This is a genomic window from Acidobacteriota bacterium, from assembly GCA_016713675.1.
Lineage (GTDB): Bacteria > Acidobacteriota > Blastocatellia > Pyrinomonadales > Pyrinomonadaceae > OLB17.
Map to the genome: position 1 here is coordinate 69,184 of JADJOS010000005.1, position 18,246 is coordinate 87,429.

Below are 18,246 nucleotides of genomic sequence, written 5' to 3' on the forward strand. Positions count from 1 at the left end.
TGACGTAGTTTGTCAAGAAGCGGTGCCAAAAAATGTCACATTTCTCTCTAGTTGGCAATAATAGTGAGGTTCGAGCAATGAAGAAAGGCAAAGAAGAAGGATTTTCTCTAATTGAGTTACTGGTGGTTGTTGTGATTATCGGTATCGTAGCCGCACTCGCGGTACCGGCATTGCAGAAGGGAATTAGGGCTGCAGAGAATGGCAACACATTTGCATCGATGCGATCGATCACAACGACACAGCTAAGCTTTTTTACACAAAATAGCCGTTTCGCGCGGTTGAGTGAGCTTAATACACTGATGTCAAATAGTCTCGGCACGGTGTCGGGCGACACGATCGTCCATGGCAAATTTGTCTTTGAAATGGCTCCGGCAGCACCGACCGATGTCGAGCTGCGGCAGGGCTATACGATCACTGCGACACGTAACGTTACGGGTGAAGGTGTTGTCTACAAATACGAAATAAATCAAACCGGCGAGATCCGGCAGATCCTACCCTAGAGCATTTTACTCCCACGTTCCCTCCGTCAAATCCCTCCGAAAAAAGGTAGTAACGATGAATGTATTCGAAGACTTGGTCATCGAACTGAAAGAAGAGAATCTTCTCGAAGACACCGTCATGGATGCGGCTCGCAATGAGTCGGCCGCGACGGTACACGCTGAACCGGCAAATATCACAGATATCCCTATCGACGTTCCTCCGGCAGCGGCATCGGAACCGGCTATGGGCGAACAAAAAGCTCCGGAGTCAGAGTATGAGAATACTCCGGTTGCCATGGCGGTGCCTGCCGATTCCGACATGCAGCTTCAGGGAAACGATGAGACCGTCGAAATACGACGCCCATCGTCCGAGCGAGAGTTTTTCAAAAAGCGAGCCGTAGGTGAGGTCGCGAGCCTTCAAATGGTCGAACACGTGCTTACGTCTGTTGAACGCGAGCACATGAAGGTCGTGCCGCGAACATACGACGATTTCGAGGCCAAAAAGGCGCTGAACCTGTTTCTAAAGGTCGCCGACGATGTCTCGACCAACGAGCACAAAGAGGCCGAGTTTCGACTGATGCATGAGACCGAATCGTGGTGCTCCGCGCTTGCCGAGCGAGACCACGAGATCTCGGTTGCGAACCTTCGCCGGTATTGCGAGAATTGTCGCCCGATGCTTAGCTCGCAGGCAATGCTTTCGCTGGCCCGGTTCTATCGCAACCTCCCATATTCTGAGGGTGTTCGCTCCAAGTTCGACTTTATAATTACAAGACTATTTTAGCGACCGACAGACGAACAGCTTAGAAAGCTGCTGTTTAACAAGGTCGAAATGCTCGGGCACATCAAGACGCTTTATGCCGATTGGTCGAGCCTGTCGCTTCATTCGGATGACGAAAACGAATCGAATGTGCTGCTGACGGCTCTCAGCTTCGAAGACCTTACCGCCGAGGCTGAAAAGGCAACCGAGTTTGATGAGCTGATCAAGAGTGATTTCTTCAACCGGCTTCGATTATTCAAAGAGAGTATTACCGAGTTGTTTTACGCTCCAAAGGTCACTGCCGCCGCGATCGAATGCAATATCCGCATCGGAAACGCGTATGTCGAATTGATAGCTCGTGAGCGTCAGAAGTCGAATGCGGCGATGGTCCACGACAGATATTCGTTTATCGACGATCAGGAAGTATCACAGGCGACCGGCCGGACACTCGAACTTGTCGAACTGCTTCGCGAACGTTCGCAGGAACCCGTCAAGGCTGAGCCCAAAGAAGCTCCGCAGAAGCACCAGCCTGAAGTCGTAATTGAAACTCCGGCAGCGAAGGCCGAAGAGCCGGCAAAAGAGATCGCGGTGGCAAAGCCAAAGCGGAAGCGCAAACTGCCGATCGACAAACTCGGCGTAGATAGATGGCTATTGGCTGTGAGTCTCGTGATCATACTTGCATCTGCCGGGCTCTATGTCTGGGCTAATTTCTTTATCGCCGAACCGCCTACGGCCTCCGGTGTAACACGCTTCGATCCTAAGGACACCGCTTTTCGCGACGACATCAAGATCGCAAAGATCAGCGGTGATACGCTATATGTCATGATGATGCCGTCATGGGAAACGATGACGAAAGAAAAGCAGCTCGAACTGTTGAAGAATATCTATCAGTACGGAGCAACTAAGGAATGGCATCAGGTCAACATTATGAATTCGACAGGAAAGACCGTCGGATACGCATCGTCTTCTCGTCTGGAACTTGTTGGTCAATAGTTAAGACACCGATTACAAATTTTAGCCCGTTAGCTGCAAGCTAACGGGCTTTCTTGCTTGGCATGTGCTCACTTTTCGAAACATTCTGGTCGGTGATACAGTATAAAACAGTTTCACTATCCACTGTGCTGTAAAGGACACACGACAAAACTATGATGAAGAACAAAACTATTCGAATTGCAGCGGCCCTTATGCTGCTTCAGTTGTTAATAATGCCCGCCTCGATCTTTGCGCAGGATGCAAAGACTGCCGAGGTTTACGCTGCTATTCGAAAAGAGGGAACGGAGAACTCGAAGATAATGCGGGTGATGCATTATTTTTCGGATGTTTACGGGCCGCGGCTGACGGGCAGCGACAATTATGTAAATGCGGCGAAATGGGGAGCTCGTGAGATGCAGTCGTGGGGGTTTGATAACTCGACGCTCGAGCCATGGGAATTTGGGCATCCGGGCTGGGCGATCGTCAGGAATACGGGGCTGATGCTCAAGCCGCAGCCGGACACGCTGACCTTTGAGGTGCTGGCGTGGACGCCCGGGACCAAGGGGCCGGTCGCGGCTGATGCGGTAAACATCGTATTGCCGACATTTCCGGCGGCGGAAAATCCGCAGGTGATGCAAAACCCGACGCAGGAAGAGCTAACGGCATATTTTGAAAAGATCAAGGCTTCGGTAACGGGCAAGATCGTGCTGGTCGGCAAGCCTTCGTTCATCGACCAGTCGCGTGATCCGAACCCGAAACGCCTCAAAGACGAGGATGCCAAGAAGCGTTTTGACCCGACGACACCGGTTCCGGCCGGCGGTCCCGGCGGCCCCGGCGGCCCCGGCGGACGTGGTGCAGGTATGGGTGCGGCAGTCGCACCAAAGCCGAACGCCCTGACGGGTATGCAGATCGGCGAACAGCTCGATAAATTTTTGCTCGACAATAATGTTCTGGTCCGCATAAATGAATCTCAGCTCGATCGCGGTGCTGTCAGAGCATTCAATAACCGCACATTCGACGTCTCAAAGGTAGTGCCGACCGTGGTGATGCGAAACGAGGACTACGGCCGCATTTGCCGTTTGATGGCCAATGGAACGCCGGTAAAGCTCGAATTTGACATCCAGACGCGAACGATACCGTCAGGTGTGACCAGCTACAACTTGATCGGCGAGATCTGGGGCTCGGACAAAAAGGACGAGGTCGTGATGCTCGGCGGGCACCTCGATTCGTGGCATTCGGCGACCGGTGCGACCGACAACGCCGTCGGCTGTGCAACGATGATGGAAGCCGCACGCATCCTGAAGGCGATCGGCGTTAAGCCTCGACGAACCATCCGCGTTGCGTGTTGGGGCGGCGAGGAGCAGGGACTGTTGGGTTCGCAGGCGTATGTCAAACAGCATTTCGGCACGGCCGAGAATCCGACCGATAAATTCAGCAAGTTCAACGGCTATTTCAATATCGATAGCGGCACAGGACGCGCGAGGGGCTTGAGCATCTTTGGGCCGCCTGAGGCCGCGACGGTGCTTCGCGAGGCGTTGGCTCCGTTTGCGGACCTTGGTTTTGCGGGCGTGCTGGCATCGAAGAGCCGTTCGCTCGGCGGAACGGACAGCACGTCGTTCAACCAGGCTGGTTTGCCCGGAATCGGGACCCAACAGGATCCGATCGAGTATTTTAACGTGACATGGCACACCAATCTCGATACCTACGAACGCATCATCGAAAGTGATGCGAAATCGTCGGCGATCATCTTTGCTGCTGCCGTCTATACACTCGCCATGAGCGAAGAAATGCTGCCGCGGTTCAAGGCAGGCGAAATGCCGGCCCAACCGGCTCCAAGGCCGTAGGGCGTTCGTGGTTTTGGACTGGAAAGGCGAGTTGCGACATGCACCTCGCCTTTTTTGTGCGGAACTGCCCGGATATTGACGGCTGTTCGATGCTCTGATAATCTTGCTTGAAGTTCGAGCGTGTTCGTACCGTCTTCGAACTGTGAATTCAACTTTGGCGGCTTCCTCATCCTAACTTGCCGCCGCGTGATCCGCTCGAGTTTGAGATCTTGGACGTCGAGGATGAAAGGTTGATCAATGTATAAATTCAGCGAAGAATTTGTGGTAGAAACGGGCTTTCTGCGTGTGACGACCCGCGGCGAATTTGCGCTAGATGAGCTGTTCGGCTTTATCGGCCGCGTCAAGGCCGAGGCTGAGGCCGCTGATCGCGATCGCATCATGATCGATTCGTCGGAGATCGAGGGAATTCTGACCGAGGCGGATCGCTTTCAGGGCGGGCAGAAGGTCGCGGAGGTCTTTGCCGGGGAAATGAAGGTCGTTTGGATCATGCCGGCCGATCAGATCACAAAGCTCGGCGAAATGGCCGCGGTCAATCGCGGGGCGGATTTCCTGGTGACTGCCTCACAGGACGAGGCTCTCAAATGGCTGCTCGAAGACTAACGCTCAAATGTCCGGCTGCTTCGCAAATCTTTCTAGCTTTTCCTTTATCTCATCTCTAACTCGCCTAAATACGGCGGCGACCTCAAATTCTTCACCAACTGCCTCGGCCGGATCGTCGAAACTCCAGTGAATGCGTTTTGCGTTGCCGGGAAAAACTGGGCATGATTCGTTGGCATTGTCACAGACGGTGATGATGTGATCGAACTCGGTATTGAGAAACTCGTCCAGGCATTTTGACTGGTGGCCTGAAATGTCGATCCCGATATCAGCCATCGCGGCGATCGCCTGTGGGCGGACGAAACTTGCAAACGTGCCGGCACTTTCGACTTCGAACCTATCGCCCGCGATGTGCCGCAAAAGTCCCTCGGCCATTTGGCTTCGGGCTGAGTTGCCGGTGCATAGGATGAGGACCTTTTTCTTGTTCATTCTTGTTCGGAAGGGAAGTATTTCCGCTGAAAATAGAGTGCGACACTGACGAGTCCGATCAGCACGGGAACCTCGACCAGCGGACCGATCACCGCTGCTAAAGCTGCTCCGGAGTTAATTCCGAAGACGGCGACCGCCACTGCGATGGCCAGCTCAAAGTTATTGCTGGCAGCGGTGAATGACAGCGTTGCGGTCTTAGAGTAATCGGCACCGACCTTCCGCCCCATATAGAAACTGACCAGAAACATCACTACAAAATAGATCAACAGCGGGATCGCGATCCGCACTACGTCCAGCGGCAATTGCACGATCAGATTGCCTTTGAGACTGAACATCACAAAGATCGTAAACAGCAACGCCACCAGCGTCAGCGGACTTATCCTGGGAATGAAGACGTCGTGGTACCAATCCTTACCTTTCGCCCTGACGAATAAGAAGCGAGTGAGCATTCCGGCTAGAAAGGGAATTCCAAGATAGATGAATACGCTCTGAGCAATTTCCCAAATGCTAATGTTCACGACAGTGCTTTCGAGACCAAAGTAGGGCGGAAGCACCGTCACGAATACCCATGCGTAAACGCTGTAGAACAGGACTTGGAACACGCTGTTAAATGCCACGAGTCCGGCGGCGTATTCACTGTCGCCTTTGGCTAGCTCGTTCCAGACGATGACCATTGCTATGCATCGTGCAAGACCGATCATGATCAGGCCGACCATGTATTCAGGATAGTCGCGAAGGAATATGATCGCCAAAGCGAACATCAGTATCGGCCCGATCACCCAATTCTGGACGAGCGAAAGGCCTAATATCTTAGTGTCGCGAAATACCTCGCCGAGATTCTCGTATCTGACCTTGGCGAGCGGCGGATACATCATCAGTATTAGGCCGACGGCGATCGGGATGTTGGTGGTTCCGACGTTAAATCGATTTACGACGCCCTCGACACCCGGATACAAATAACCCGTCATGACGCCAAGAAACATCGCCAGAAAGATCCAAAGCGTTAGAAATCGATCGAGAAACGAAAGTCTCGCCGTCGGATTGCAATTATTTGCTGACATAACTTATTGATCGCCTATCGCATCTTCGCAGCAGTAGGTTAGCGTGATGTATTTGCCGCTGTCGCGGTCGTACTTCGCGACAAAAACTTCCCATTCGCGCTCGAAAATGTTATTGTCCGCCGGCCTTCCGTGTTCATCGGCACAACGAACCTGGCATCGTTTCTCTTCAAATGTTGATATTCGTCTGATCATAATAGCAATTGATAACAATTGTAGGCGTTGCGAGATATCGCTTTAAATAATTTATGGCAGTAACGAATGCGGCGTTCGTCGAAATTCAGGCTCGCGAACGCCGCAGACGTTAAACAGATTCAGCAGCAGGCCGAGGCGGCTTCTTTTTCCTTGCCTCCGATACCGACAAATGTTGGAACGCAGCACGTCGCGTCGTCGCTCTTGCCCATTCCTTCCGGCAGGTTATCCTGCAGAACAACGAATGCTTCCCATTCATTGCCGTCCGGATCGTGGACCCAAGCTTTGTCCTGAACCGCATAGCAGCAGGTGGTCTGCATCTCTTCGCGGGGCACCAGTCCGCGCTCGATCCATTTGTCACGCAACGCGAGAACGTCTTCGGTTGACGCTACCTGTATTCCAAGATGCGAAAGGGAACCCTTGCCGGCAAACGCATTCTGATTGAGCGTCAGATTGAGCGGCGGATTTTGAATGTCGAACTTAGCGTAGCCCGTACGGACCTTGCTTGGTTCGAGGTCGAGCATCTTTTTGTAAAATTCGATGCTGGCTTCGACGTCGGTCACGTTCAGTGCGAGATGCGCTTTTAAGGTGTTGATGTTATTCATGATTTCTCTCCCTGCGTTAATATCAATTATGGATAGCCATAATTGTGTTACAACGATAATCCCAATTTACATTTATGTCAAGCCATAAATGATATGTGATATAATTTTTTTATGAAAGCAGGGAAGGCATTTGATCTTGAACTATTTTTCGCAGCACTTTCCGACCGTACGAGGCTTCGTCTTCTCAACCTGATGCGCGACGGTGAAGTATGCGTTTGCTTCTTTGCCGAAGCTCTTGGTACCAACAATCCCAAAATATCACGCCACCTTGCATACCTAAAACGGGCCGGCCTCGTCGCGTCTCGACGCGAAGGAAAATGGATACACTACAAGATCACGGAGCCCGAGGACAAACAGGCAGCCGAACTGTTTGCTTCAACACTCAAAATGATCACCGCTGACCCGCAAATGCGATCGGATGCTGAGAACCTATTCCGCGTCTGCTGTCCGCCGAGGGTCCAGATAACAAGGTAAAGATCATGAGTTTTCAGAACCGTACCGCAGTTCGTTAGACTTTTCGCCGCAAGCCCGCGTCCAAATACTTGAATGAAAGGTACACGCTTATTTCAATGAGTTTGGAGTTTGGAAATGAATTTAACGAGGTGGCGATTTGACTGGTTCTTGGTCGTTTCGCTTTTTCTTTCGGCCGCGGCCTATTCGCAGGGCACATATACCCGACTAACAGATATTCAATACGTCCCAAACGGCTCGACTACTCAACGCCTCGACCTGTACGTTCCTGACGGTGCTAATTCTCCGACCCCGCTGATTGTGTGGATACACGGAGGAGGTTGGACTTCGGGCGACAAGTCATTGGGACAGAGTGCTTTCCAATTGCGATACGCCCAAAATGGTTACGCCATGGCGAGCCTAAATTACCGACTCAGCGGCGAAGCGACTTTTCCGGCGCAGATCCACGACTGCAAAGCTGCGATTCGATGGCTAAGGGCCAACGCCGCTCTTTATAATATCGATCCGACCAGGATCGGAGTTTGGGGCAGTTCGGCAGGCGGCCATTTGGCATCTTTATTGGGAACATCCAATGACGTCGTTGACCTGGAAGGCACCCTCGGCAGCGAACTGCAGTTTTCGTCGCGAGTACAGGCCGTGGTGGATTGGTACGGCCCGACGGATTTTTTGCAAATGGATAGTCAGGCGATCGCTCAGGGCTGCGGCGGCAGCAATCACAACAGCGCAACTTCGCCTGAATCCATGCTGGTGGGATGTCAAATACAAACGTGCCCGACGGCGGTCCAACGGGCAAACCCGATGACTTATGCCACAACTGACGATCCTCCGTTCCTGATACAGCACGGAACTGTCGATTGCACGGTGCCAACAGGGCAGAGCCAGATCTTTCGATCACTTCTGCAGGCACTTTCGCTTGATCATTCGATCGATCTGATAACCGGAGCCGGGCATGGCGGACCTCAATTTTCTGCGGCCGCAAATCTTGCCATTGTCGATTCATTTTTTGAAACGAGGTTGCGTCAGTCGGTAAATCCGATGATAAATTCGGTAAAGATCTATCGTAAGACAAACGAGATCGGGCATTTTAGAGCCGGTTCGATCGGGTCGCATCACCGGATCGTTATAGCTGGATCAAATATCGCCATTGACAGCGAGGTTCTACTCAATGGCATTCGAAGACGCGGTTCGCTGGAGGCTAACGGGGAACTAGTCGTGCGGGGACCGGTCGGGAGAATCGCGCCGAATGGGGAGGTCTCAATTCAAGTCAAGTCGGCGTCGGGAAGATATTCCAATACCGCGAGAGTCCCGATCATCGCAGACTAACCGGCAGCGGATACGGCCATTGAAGGACAAATATCCTTAAGGACACACTCCTCGCATTTAGGCTTTCGGGCGTCACAGATCTGGCGACCGTGGTGGATCATCCAGTGAGGGAACATCACCCAATGCTTTTTCGGGATGAGTTGAGCGAGATCGCGTTCGACCTTCTCGGCGTTCTCGTTTTCGGTAAGGCCGAGCCGGCGTGAGAGGCGTCCGACATGTGTATCGACGACGACACCGGACGCTATACCGAAAGCATTTCCCAAGACGACATTTGCCGTTTTGCGAGCAACGCCGCCGAGCGTAAGCAAGCTGTCCATATCCTTGGGAACCTCGCCGCCGTATTCCTCGATAATCCTCTGGCATGCAGCCTGAATGTTCTTGGCCTTATTGCGAAAAAAACCGGTAGAATGAATGTCCTTTTCCAGTTCGTGCTGGGAAACCTTCAGAAAATCCGCCGGTCCCCGGTACTTCCGGAACAGATCCGCGGTGACGATATTAACTCGAACATCGGTGCATTGAGCCGAAAGAATCGTAGCGATCAGCAGCTCAAAAGGAGAAGAGTGGTTCAACGCACAATGGGCATTAGGATAGGCCTTTTTCAGACGCCTTATGATTTCAGCGGCACGCTGCTTATCGTCGTTCATACCGCAAAGGCTAAAAAAGAAAGTCCAAAAATGCAAACACGTCGCGGTTTATGTAAGATATGCGTCAGAACATAAACGAACGAGCAGGAACAAGCAGGCGGCCTTTGTTTTTTCTGCCGAATCATACTATCTCCTAAATACTGACTTATGGCCAATGACCTATTCCGCATTAGTTCGAGATCTCAGCTAGTTCGCCTTTTTTTGGGCGTAGCTCTAATTGCGGCATTACTGTTTGCCTGGGTCGCGACGCGACGTCAGATCGGCAGCATGCTGGCTGACCTGACTTCGGCGGCAGATCCGAACGCCGACCAGATCGTCTCGGTTGCCAGGGGTATGTCACCGTCCGATCCGCGAGGGGCTTGGCTTCAGGCTTCGCTGGAAAAAAATATATTCTCAGTTGAACGAACAGAATCAGCCGTTAAGCTATTCGAATTGTCTGTTAGGCTTTCTCCAAACGATTATAGATGGTGGATCGAACTTGCAAGATCCTACGAACAAGCCGAACGCCCCGCCGAGGCCGAGGGGGCGTTGAAAAGAGCACATGAGATAGCCCCGGAGTATGCCTTTGTAAAGTGGCAAATGGGTAATTTCTACCTCCGTCAGAACCGTATTGACGAAGCTTTCGCCGCCTTGAAGGGAGCAACCCGAAACAACCATGTCTACAGGGAACAGGCATTTTCGTTAGCTTGGGAATATTTTGACAAAGATCCGGAAAAAGTCGAATCGATCGCAGCAGACCAGCCTGAGGTCTATGCCGAGTTAGCGTTGTTCTACGCTGCGCGAGGCCGTGCGTCGGATTCGGTCCGGATTTGGAACCGGCTCACTGACGCGGAAAAGGCGATCTATCCAAATATTACAAAGGTAATGGCCCAAGGTTTGTACGATAAGCGTTTTTTTCCGGAATCTCTAGAGTTTGCCCGTCAGGTTGGGATAGATTCGGAAACTCAGCCAAATACGATCTCGAACGGCGGCTTTGAAGGCGCTATAACCAATATCGATGAGACATTTTTTGGCTGGCGGTTGAACCGGTCCGAAGGGAAACTCGATGTCGGAGCCGATGGCAGTGTAAAACGCACCGGTTCTCGAAGTCTGCGATTTTCATTTCGCGGTTATGCAAAAGCGGAACTTTACAACGTATTTCAGACGGTCATTGTCTCGCCCGGCAAAAACTACAGGCTGCGTTTTTGGGTGAGGACAGAGGGACTCAAGAGCGGAGGCCTTCCGCAGGTCGAGATCGTTAACGCGAATGACGATAAGATATTAGTCAACTCAAAGCCTTTTCCCTCCGGTACGAATGATTGGCAGGAGTTTGAAGTTGCATTTTCGACACCCGATAACTGCACGGGGATCGTGGTGCGGACCTCACGTGTGTATTGCGGCGACAATTGTCCGATGGTGGGAACGATCTGGTACGACGATTTCTCGTTGAACAACTGATCATATGACGTTAGCAAACAAATCGATCTTCTTCCTCATTTGTACGATCATGATCGTCGCAACGATGCTTTACGGCACCGTTCATCAGCCGACGATCGCACTTTTCTATTTCGTTGTTGCGTTGATGATGGTTTTGTGGGCCGTTGATAGTTTTTTAAGCCGCGAATTAGCGGTCAGCCGCAGTTTGATACAGATGCCGATCTACGCAACGGCGATCTACGGATTCGTTCAGATCGTGCCTTTCGGCACGTCACCCGCGATCGGGGGTATACAAGGAATACCTCGGACGATATCGCTGGCTCCATTTGAAACGGAGATGACTGCGTTTCATTATTTGGCATTCGGTTTCCTGCTTTCGATCGTGCTCTCCAGCCTAAACAGCGCAAAGCGGATCGGTAAACTGGTCACCGTTATCGCAGTCTTTGGTTTTGCTTTCGCCTTCTTCGCAATTTTGCAGTCGTTCTTGAGCCCGGGAAAGATCTTTGGCATATATGAGCGTTTCGGGGCGTATCCGTTCGGGACGTTCGTGAGTCGCCACAATTTTGCCGCATTCATGGAAATGACCATCGCATTACCACTCGGACTTTTGCTTTCAGGGAGCGTTAGTCGGGACAAGAAGCTCCTTTACGTGACAGCGATCGCATTGATGGGAGTTGCACTTTTGCTAAGCGGTTCCCGCGGGGGGCTCGTAGCAACATTGTCGGCGGTCTTCCTGATCATAATTCTAACGACAAAGGCACGAGGTGCGAAAAAGATAGCGATCCGGGCGGCACTTTCCATCGGGCTTGTTGCTGCGGTTGTGGCCGGAACGATGTTCGTCGGTGGTGAATCTTCACTGACGAGGATCGCTGAAACAGCCGCGTCAAAAGACGTTACAACGAACCGCACGCACATCTGGGCGATCACGCTGAACGTGATCAAGAGCAATTTGCCGTTTGGTGCTGGGTTAGGGGCGTTTGGCCAGGCATACACGCCGCATGACGATTTCAGTGGGCTTGAACGAGTCGAGCAGGCGCACAATGATTATTTGCAGGTAATTGCCGATATGGGGCTCGTCGGAGTTGCGATCGGAGCATGGTTCCTATTCTTGTTGTTCCGCACGGGAAAAAAGAACGTTAGAACAAGAAATACTTTTCGAAGGGGTGTCGCTGTCGGAGCGGCGGGCGGCATATTCGCAATTCTGGTGCATAGTATCTTTGATTTCGTGCTGCACACGACCGCGATATCGTTGTTGTTCGTAATTTTGATCGGGCTGTTGGTAGCGGCAGGACGGGAATATGATGACGACGAACATGAAGAAGATGATGGCCGGCGCCATCACCGATCCAAGGCGGTGGTCAAGCCGTTTTCGAATCGCCGCTCGCGGGTTTGACGGTCAGAGCCCTGAATGCCCACCAGACCAGTCCGTGCACGACGTATACGCCCGAAATGGCAAGCAATGCGTACTGGGAATAAAGATATACGAACATTGCCAGCCCGGCGAACAAGACCACAAGCAAGATGCCCTGCGGGCCGGCACCGGCGGTTTTCATGCTCGAGTAGCGGATCTTGCTGACCATTAAAACGCCAAGGACGGCGATCAGGGCCATTAGAGCATAGCCGTAATATTGGCCGGACACCTCGCCGTACGAACTGAGCGGCATTGGAGCAAAGTGGATGATCGAGGCGAGCAAGCCGCCGGCCGGAGGTATCGGCAGGCCGACAAAGTTCTTTTTATCTACCTTGGTCGCACCTTCCTCGAGCTTGACGGGCCTGGTTGCCTGCAAGTTGAATCTCGCAAGCCGAAACGCACCGCACATCAGATAAGCGAACAGCAGAAACATGCCGACGTTGTGCGAGAGGCTGTTTTCGGTGTATACGCCGCCGAATGACCATGCGTAAACAAGCGCGGTAGGTGCAATGCCGAATGTGAGCACATCTGCCAGCGAATCAAACTGAACGCCGATCTCGGTGGCTGTCCTGGTCGCACGGGCAACCCGTCCGTCGATCGTATCGAACAAGATCGCGAGTCCGATCGCCAACGCCGCCATATTGAAATAATGAGCAGCCGATTCGAGATCGCCAAACGAAGCGTGATAGCCGCGGATCGACATCATCACGGCCAAAAAGCCCATAGCCACATTTGCCGCCGTAAACAGCGTCGGAATGACGTATAGCCCTTTCTTTAGCCCCCGATGCGGAGGTCTGTTGTCGTTTTCGTCGTCCATACGAATTCAGTGAATAACTAACAACTAACAATGAAAAATTTAAGAAATAGATCTTTCACTGCTTACTATTACCTATTCACTGTTAACTTTCCTATCACCGTTTCTCCGCCGACCACGCGGTCGCCGACCTTGACCATGATCTCGGTATCGGCGGGCATCAGCAGATCGGTGCGAGAACTGAACTTGATCAATCCAAATTTTTCGCCGCGTCCAAGTTTATCACCTTCCTTTGGCCAACAGACAATGCGACGCGCCAATATTCCGGCGATCTGCGTGCACGAAACGGTCACGCCGTCGCCCTCGATGAGGAGCGTGTTGCGTTCGTTCTCAAAGCTTGCCTTGTCGTTTGTGGCCGGCATTTTCTTGCCCGGAGTGTAGGTGAGTTTCGTAATCGTGCCCGCGATAGGCGAGCGGTTGATGTGAACGTCGATCGGCGAGAGGAACACGCTGACGACCTTGCCGTCCGCAGTTTCGTCGATCCGTGTGACACGCCCGTCGGCTGCGGAAACGACGATATTCGGCTCGGTCGGGATGTTGCGCTTCGGGTCGCGGAAGAAATACATCATGAACAGAGCGACCGCCACTAAAGGAACGATCGGTATCCACAACGAAAACAAAGCAAACCCCACCGCAGCAAACAGCGGAACCAGCACAAAAGGTAATCCTTCTTTAACCATAGAAAGCGATCAGCGGAAAAGCGATAAGCGATAGGCAATAAGCAGCAAAGCCTGAAGCAATGTAATGCTTTATACTACACAATCTCAGCAAATTTATCGAAAGCCTCCAGCTCATCGCTTATCGCTTATAGCTAATCGCTTACCGCAATAAAAAGGCCCGGCGTCGCAAAAACACCGGGCTAAAGAGGAGGATCGTATGAAGAAACCTTAGGCTCTTATGGGATTATCCTTTGCATAGCTATAAGCACACCAGCCGGCGAACAGATGGACGACCCATCCCAAAACACCAACGCTGCCGATCCACGAAACACCGGTCAGCACCAGCCAGATTATTCCGATAATAATTCTTCCGTTATATATCTGACCGATCCCGGGAATCAGTAAACTAAGTATGCCTGCCAGTAAAGGTTCTCTCATATCACTCAAAGTGCCTCCACAATAGTAATACGCCCGCCAACGATTTTGTTCCACTATTTACAAAAACCAAAAAGCCGCGGGAGCGATGACATGGACCCACACCAATAATTATCCAAGTGTATCGGACACGAGTTTGTAGTGAGAGTCGGACCAGACTTGGAGATCAATTAGAATTTCCAGAATACCGGTATCAAGACCGTAGCCAGTATCCAAAAGATTATGTTGAGCGGGGTTCCAACCCTGACGAAATCGAAGAACTTGTACTGTCCGGGCCCGTAGATCATCGTGTTAGTTTGATAGCCGACCGGCGTCATGAAGCTGGCAGATGCTGCAAACGTGACGGCCACGAGAAACGGCTCAGGGTTTACACCGAGCGTCGCGGCGGTTGCGATCGCGATCGGGGCAAGCAGTGCCGCCGTCGCATTATTCGACATCATTTCGGTCAAAATCGATGTCAGCAGGCAAAGGGCTGAAACTAAAGCAATAAGGCCAAGCGTTCCGACAGTCGAAACCAGTAGTGTCGAGATGATGCGTGCCTCACCGGTCTTTTCGAGTGCGATCCCGAGCGATAAGACGCCCGCAAGGAGAAAGATGATCTTCCAGTCGATCGCTTGATACGCTTCGTCGAGCGTGATGCATTTTGTCAGAACCAGCAGGATCGCACCGATCGCGGCGGCAACGACGATCGGTGCAACATTCAGACTTGCGGCAAGGATGACTCCAATAACGATGACCGTTGCGATCACGACCTTGTCGCGCCGAAATTCGACAGCTTCCAGTTCTGACGTCACGATGAATTCCTTGTTCCGCTTGAATGCATTAAGCCTGTCCTGGTGAATTTCGAGGAGCAAGACATCGCCTCCGCTTAGGACGGTGTCGGAAAGTTTCTCGCGTAAAAGCTCGCCTCGGTGGCGAATCGCAAGAACGGTAGCACCGTAGTTCTCGCGGAAATTGGATCTTTGGAGCGTGCTGCGGACGAGTGGTGAATTTGGAACTACAACGGCTTCGATCAAACGATAGTCTTGCGAGGTTAGGCTATCGTCGCCCCATTTTGCCTGCGGTTTGAAGATTATGCCGGTGCGTTCCTGCAGGGTGCGAATTTTCTCCAGATCGCAACGTACCAGCAGGTGATCGTTTGAACGTAAGATGACATTGCCCTTTGGCTGTTGGATCGTCTCGTCTTCGCGACGGATCTCAAGGATGCCAATGTCGAGATCCTTTACGAGCGGGGAATCCTTGATCGCATAGCCTATTGAGGCCGCGTTAGGCAGCAGAACGATCTCTGTCAAATATTCACTGAGCGAAAATGATTCCGTCAGATCGCCCTGGCCGCGGCGTTCGGGAATTAAACGAATGCCGACAAAAAGCATATAGGCCGTACCGGCCGCAAATAGGATCAGGCCGAGCGGTGCGAATTCGAACATCGAAAACGGCGGAAGGCCTTGCTCTTCAGCGATCGAACTGACCAATATGTTCGTCGATGAGCCGATCAGAGTACAAACCCCGCCAAACATGGACGCAAACGATACAGGCATTAATATTTTAGATACGCTAACACCGGTTTGGCGGGCGGCACCGAGAAGAATCGGCAGAAAGATCGCGATGACGGGAGTATTGTTAATAAATGCCGACAAAAAACCGACGATTATCATGACTGCAAGGATCGCCAAAACAAACGGTCCTTTGAAGATACGGGTAACTATATTGCCAAGAAAGCCAACCGCCCCGGTCTTAAACAGTCCGGCACTCAAAATGAACATCGCTCCGACTGTGATCGTTGCCGTGTTACTAAAACCGGCTAACCCTTGCGCAGGCGTGACGACACCGCTGACCAGGAGCAAGGCCATAACGAGGAGAGCGACAAGATCGACCGGTAATTTCTCGGTCACAAAGAGAAAAACCGCGAGCAGCAAAACTGCAAATACGAATATGATCTCAAAGTTCATAGGGCCACTTGCGAACAGTCAGATGTGTTTGAGTTGTCTTTTTTTTAGTTGAAATAGGCTCTTTTTTAGAGAGATCAAGTCGTTCGGCTCTCCGCGCTGTTAGATGACAGTGCCGAGGGGCAAAAGCTTCGTGAACCAAAATGATTGATGAAAAACGACTTTCTATGTCCCCTCGAACACCTTGCGGTACAAAACATAAAAGTCCGAAAGGCGATCCGCCGAGGCCGGGTCGCTGCGGGATAGCAGCGTAATTATTTCGTCCCGTTGAGAAAGCAACGGTTTTACGCTGTCTCGCTGGGCTTGCGACAGGGCCGAGTTATTCTCAAGTTCCAACTCCGACCGTAAACTGGTGAAAAAATCACTTGCGGATTTACGTGCCGGTTCGTATTCACCGCGTCGAGCATTGATTACCGACGAGGCAAGCAGGTTTTGCAACTTAGCCGCTTTCAACTGAACCTGGACTGCGGCAAGATCGTTTGCCCGGCTGCGAGCAGTCAGCCACATCGGAACGAATCCGATCAAAAATACGGCGAGCAGAACAGTCCCGTAGATCGCGACTTTTCTAAGTAACGGATTTTGCCAGATGTTATTTTCAGCACTTCCTTTTTCAGCGTTCATATTTTCCCCTTGAATATTTGGACCCACAACATCAGGAAGGCGGTTGGATCTAATGAGACGTGGTAGCGGAGGCACGGACGTCTCGCACGAAAAAAAAGAAAGTCCGGGTCACTGCTCCCCATCCCTTCGATGGCCAACCGCTTCGGACGAAATAGCAAGATACAGTATCAGTTTACAGCATGGATCCCGATTTGTAATTTTTGCTCTGCCGGTTTTACAGCTACTCTCCGGAGCCTCTTCGCGCCGGTGTTTAGCCGGAACTCGGTAAGTTCGGTATAATGGCCGTATGACCATGAATGTCGGAATCGCGTTTGTCACGGGACGCAAGCATTTTCAGAATGTATTGCGTACGTACGTGAACAATTGGTTGGAACACGGATTGATCGCCGACATGTCTGTTCGGCTGCATTTGTTTGTAGTTTACGATCTCGATTATTTCAATACTAAGCGAAGCGATTATCGAAACATTGCACCCGCACTTTCCGAAAAGGTCGAATCGATAAACTTTTACGGCCGCAAGGCTCTAGACGAGGAAAGAGCAGACTTGATCGCCCGCGGCATTATCGACAAGACCGAAGGCGACCTGATCTTTGGTGATGGCTATGCAAAGAAAAGGAACGCCGCGCTATATTTCGCCGCCAAGAAAAAGATGGACCGATTGCTGTTCATCGACGACGATGAATATCCGCTGGCCGTTGCCCGAAACAAAGCACAGAACCTGATCTGGACGGGACAAAGCGTTCTAGGAACACACCTGAAATGCGGTGGTGATGCAGACATCACCCACGGACATCACTGCGGATATATCTCGCCGATCCCCAAGATAAAGTTTAACGATGTGCTGACGCAGGACGACTTTCGCGAGTTTATTGATGCGACAAGTAACGACATCATCAGCTGGGAAAGCGTGGAACGGACGATCATCGCGAACAATGGCGTGACATATGCCGATGCGGACCTAATAGAACAGGGTGGGACGAGCGAGGTCGAGGCAGTGTCGGGAATGAAATTTATCTCCGGGGCGAATCTATGCTTCAATCTCGAACGTATTAGAACTTTGCCGGCGTTCTTCAACCCTCCGGAAGCACGCGGCGAAGATGCCTTTATGAGCACTACGCTCACTCCGTATAAGGTTATAAAAGTTCCGTGCTACACGTTTCACGACGCCTTTCTAGAATACAAACATCTGCTCAACGGCGTCCTGCCGACCGAACTGAGCGGCGTCAATGCACACGATGGATTCGTTCTCCAGCGTTTTATCAAGGCGGCGATAGGTTGGATTAGGTACAAACCTCTACTGACCTATATTACTCAGCGGGATCGGTACGAATTGGTGATCGACGAGATGACAAGGAAACTCGATTCAACCGTTCCGAAGCTGTGTGAATATTTCGGCACACAGCAGTTCGAACAGATCCGAACGGACTTGGCGAAGTACCATCGAAACGTCCGGCGACACTTTCGAACATTTGAGGCAACGAGAATTGCCTGGGCAAAAGTCACAAAGATGGTGGTGCCGATCGCATATTCAGTTTCTTCAGGCGTTGCCGAGGTGCTGGGACATTGAGGTAGC

The 18,246-nt window shown here is 51.7% G+C and carries 20 protein-coding genes; 10 read left to right on the forward strand and 10 right to left on the reverse strand.

The window, feature by feature from the left end; all coding sequences use genetic code 11:
- The first annotated feature begins 77 nt into the window (after positions 1-77).
- From IPK01_17110 to IPK01_17130, 5 genes are all read left to right on the forward strand, one after another.
- Positions 78-500: a prepilin-type N-terminal cleavage/methylation domain-containing protein gene (locus tag IPK01_17110; GenBank protein MBK7935152.1), complete on the forward strand. Its 423-nt coding sequence runs from the start codon at positions 78-80 to the stop codon at positions 498-500.
- Between the two features lie 55 nt (positions 501-555).
- Positions 556-1,260 (forward strand): hypothetical protein, encoded by a 705-nt coding sequence (locus tag IPK01_17115; GenBank protein MBK7935153.1) that lies wholly within the window; start codon positions 556-558, stop codon positions 1,258-1,260.
- Positions 1,261-1,308: 48 nt separating this feature from the next.
- Entirely contained in the window at positions 1,309-2,229 is a 921-nt protein-coding gene (locus IPK01_17120) for a hypothetical protein (GenBank protein MBK7935154.1), read from the forward strand.
- Between the two features lie 152 nt (positions 2,230-2,381).
- Positions 2,382-4,052, forward strand: a complete 1,671-nt coding sequence (locus IPK01_17125; protein MBK7935155.1) for a M20/M25/M40 family metallo-hydrolase — start codon at positions 2,382-2,384, stop codon at positions 4,050-4,052.
- Positions 4,053-4,289: 237 nt separating this feature from the next.
- A complete protein-coding gene (locus IPK01_17130) occupies positions 4,290-4,652 on the forward strand; it encodes a hypothetical protein (protein MBK7935156.1) in 363 nt (120 codons plus the stop codon).
- A 3-nt stretch (positions 4,653-4,655) separates the two neighbouring features.
- Here IPK01_17130 and IPK01_17135 read toward each other — a convergent pair whose 3' ends face one another.
- From IPK01_17135 to IPK01_17150, 4 genes are all read right to left on the reverse strand, one after another.
- Positions 4,656-5,078, reverse strand: coding sequence for an arsenate reductase ArsC (locus IPK01_17135; GenBank protein ID MBK7935157.1), 423 nt, complete (start codon positions 5,076-5,078; stop codon positions 4,656-4,658).
- Positions 5,075-6,139: an ACR3 family arsenite efflux transporter gene (gene arsB, locus IPK01_17140; protein ID MBK7935158.1), complete on the reverse strand. Its 1,065-nt coding sequence runs from the start codon at positions 6,137-6,139 to the stop codon at positions 5,075-5,077. Before arsB ends, IPK01_17135 begins: the two co-directional genes overlap by 4 nt.
- 3 nt (positions 6,140-6,142) lie before the next feature.
- A complete protein-coding gene (locus IPK01_17145; GenBank protein ID MBK7935159.1) occupies positions 6,143-6,331 on the reverse strand; it encodes a hypothetical protein in 189 nt (62 codons plus the stop codon).
- A 119-nt stretch (positions 6,332-6,450) separates the two neighbouring features.
- Complete coding sequence (locus tag IPK01_17150) at positions 6,451-6,924, reverse strand: VOC family protein (protein ID MBK7935160.1); 474 nt, start codon at positions 6,922-6,924, stop codon at positions 6,451-6,453.
- Positions 6,925-7,044: 120 nt separating this feature from the next.
- Between IPK01_17150 and IPK01_17155 the strand changes: the two genes are divergently transcribed.
- Entirely contained in the window at positions 7,045-7,407 is a 363-nt protein-coding gene (locus IPK01_17155; protein MBK7935161.1) for a winged helix-turn-helix transcriptional regulator, read from the forward strand.
- A gap of 114 nt (positions 7,408-7,521) precedes the next feature.
- The gene (locus IPK01_17160) at positions 7,522-8,727 is read left to right on the forward strand and encodes an alpha/beta hydrolase (GenBank protein MBK7935162.1); all 1,206 of its coding nucleotides are present in this window, start codon (positions 7,522-7,524) and stop codon (positions 8,725-8,727) included.
- Here IPK01_17160 and nth read toward each other — a convergent pair.
- Positions 8,724-9,371, reverse strand: a complete 648-nt coding sequence (gene nth / locus IPK01_17165) for an endonuclease III (protein ID MBK7935163.1) — start codon at positions 9,369-9,371, stop codon at positions 8,724-8,726. The genes IPK01_17160 and nth overlap by 4 nt on opposite strands.
- A gap of 201 nt (positions 9,372-9,572) precedes the next feature.
- Here nth and IPK01_17170 point away from each other — a divergent pair, with 201 nt between their 5' ends.
- Positions 9,573-10,808, forward strand: a complete 1,236-nt coding sequence (locus IPK01_17170; protein MBK7935164.1) for a carbohydrate binding domain-containing protein — start codon at positions 9,573-9,575, stop codon at positions 10,806-10,808.
- A gap of 4 nt (positions 10,809-10,812) precedes the next feature.
- A complete protein-coding gene (locus IPK01_17175; protein ID MBK7935165.1) occupies positions 10,813-12,180 on the forward strand; it encodes an O-antigen ligase family protein in 1,368 nt (455 codons plus the stop codon).
- Here the strand turns inward: IPK01_17175 and IPK01_17180 are convergent.
- The 5 genes from IPK01_17180 to IPK01_17200 form a co-directional block, all read right to left on the reverse strand.
- Positions 12,146-13,015, reverse strand: a complete 870-nt coding sequence (locus IPK01_17180) for a CDP-alcohol phosphatidyltransferase family protein (GenBank protein ID MBK7935166.1) — start codon at positions 13,013-13,015, stop codon at positions 12,146-12,148. The genes IPK01_17175 and IPK01_17180 overlap by 35 nt on opposite strands.
- Before the next feature lie 68 nt (positions 13,016-13,083).
- Positions 13,084-13,692 (reverse strand): phosphatidylserine decarboxylase family protein, encoded by a 609-nt coding sequence (locus IPK01_17185; protein ID MBK7935167.1) that lies wholly within the window; start codon positions 13,690-13,692, stop codon positions 13,084-13,086.
- 207 nt (positions 13,693-13,899) lie between these two features.
- Positions 13,900-14,109 carry a hypothetical protein gene (locus tag IPK01_17190; GenBank protein MBK7935168.1) on the reverse strand — a complete coding sequence of 70 codons (210 nt, stop codon included), beginning with the start codon at positions 14,107-14,109 and terminating at the stop codon, positions 13,900-13,902.
- A gap of 167 nt (positions 14,110-14,276) precedes the next feature.
- On the reverse strand, positions 14,277-16,055 hold the full coding sequence (locus IPK01_17195; protein ID MBK7935169.1) for an SLC13 family permease: 1,779 nt from the start codon (positions 16,053-16,055) through the stop codon (positions 14,277-14,279).
- Between the two features lie 162 nt (positions 16,056-16,217).
- Positions 16,218-16,673: a hypothetical protein gene (locus IPK01_17200; protein ID MBK7935170.1), complete on the reverse strand. Its 456-nt coding sequence runs from the start codon at positions 16,671-16,673 to the stop codon at positions 16,218-16,220.
- A gap of 286 nt (positions 16,674-16,959) precedes the next feature.
- On the opposite strand from IPK01_17200, the gene IPK01_17205 reads away from it, so the two are divergent.
- Positions 16,960-18,240 carry a hypothetical protein gene (locus IPK01_17205; protein MBK7935171.1) on the forward strand — a complete coding sequence of 427 codons (1,281 nt, stop codon included), beginning with the start codon at positions 16,960-16,962 and terminating at the stop codon, positions 18,238-18,240.
- Positions 18,241-18,246: the final 6 nt, after the last annotated feature.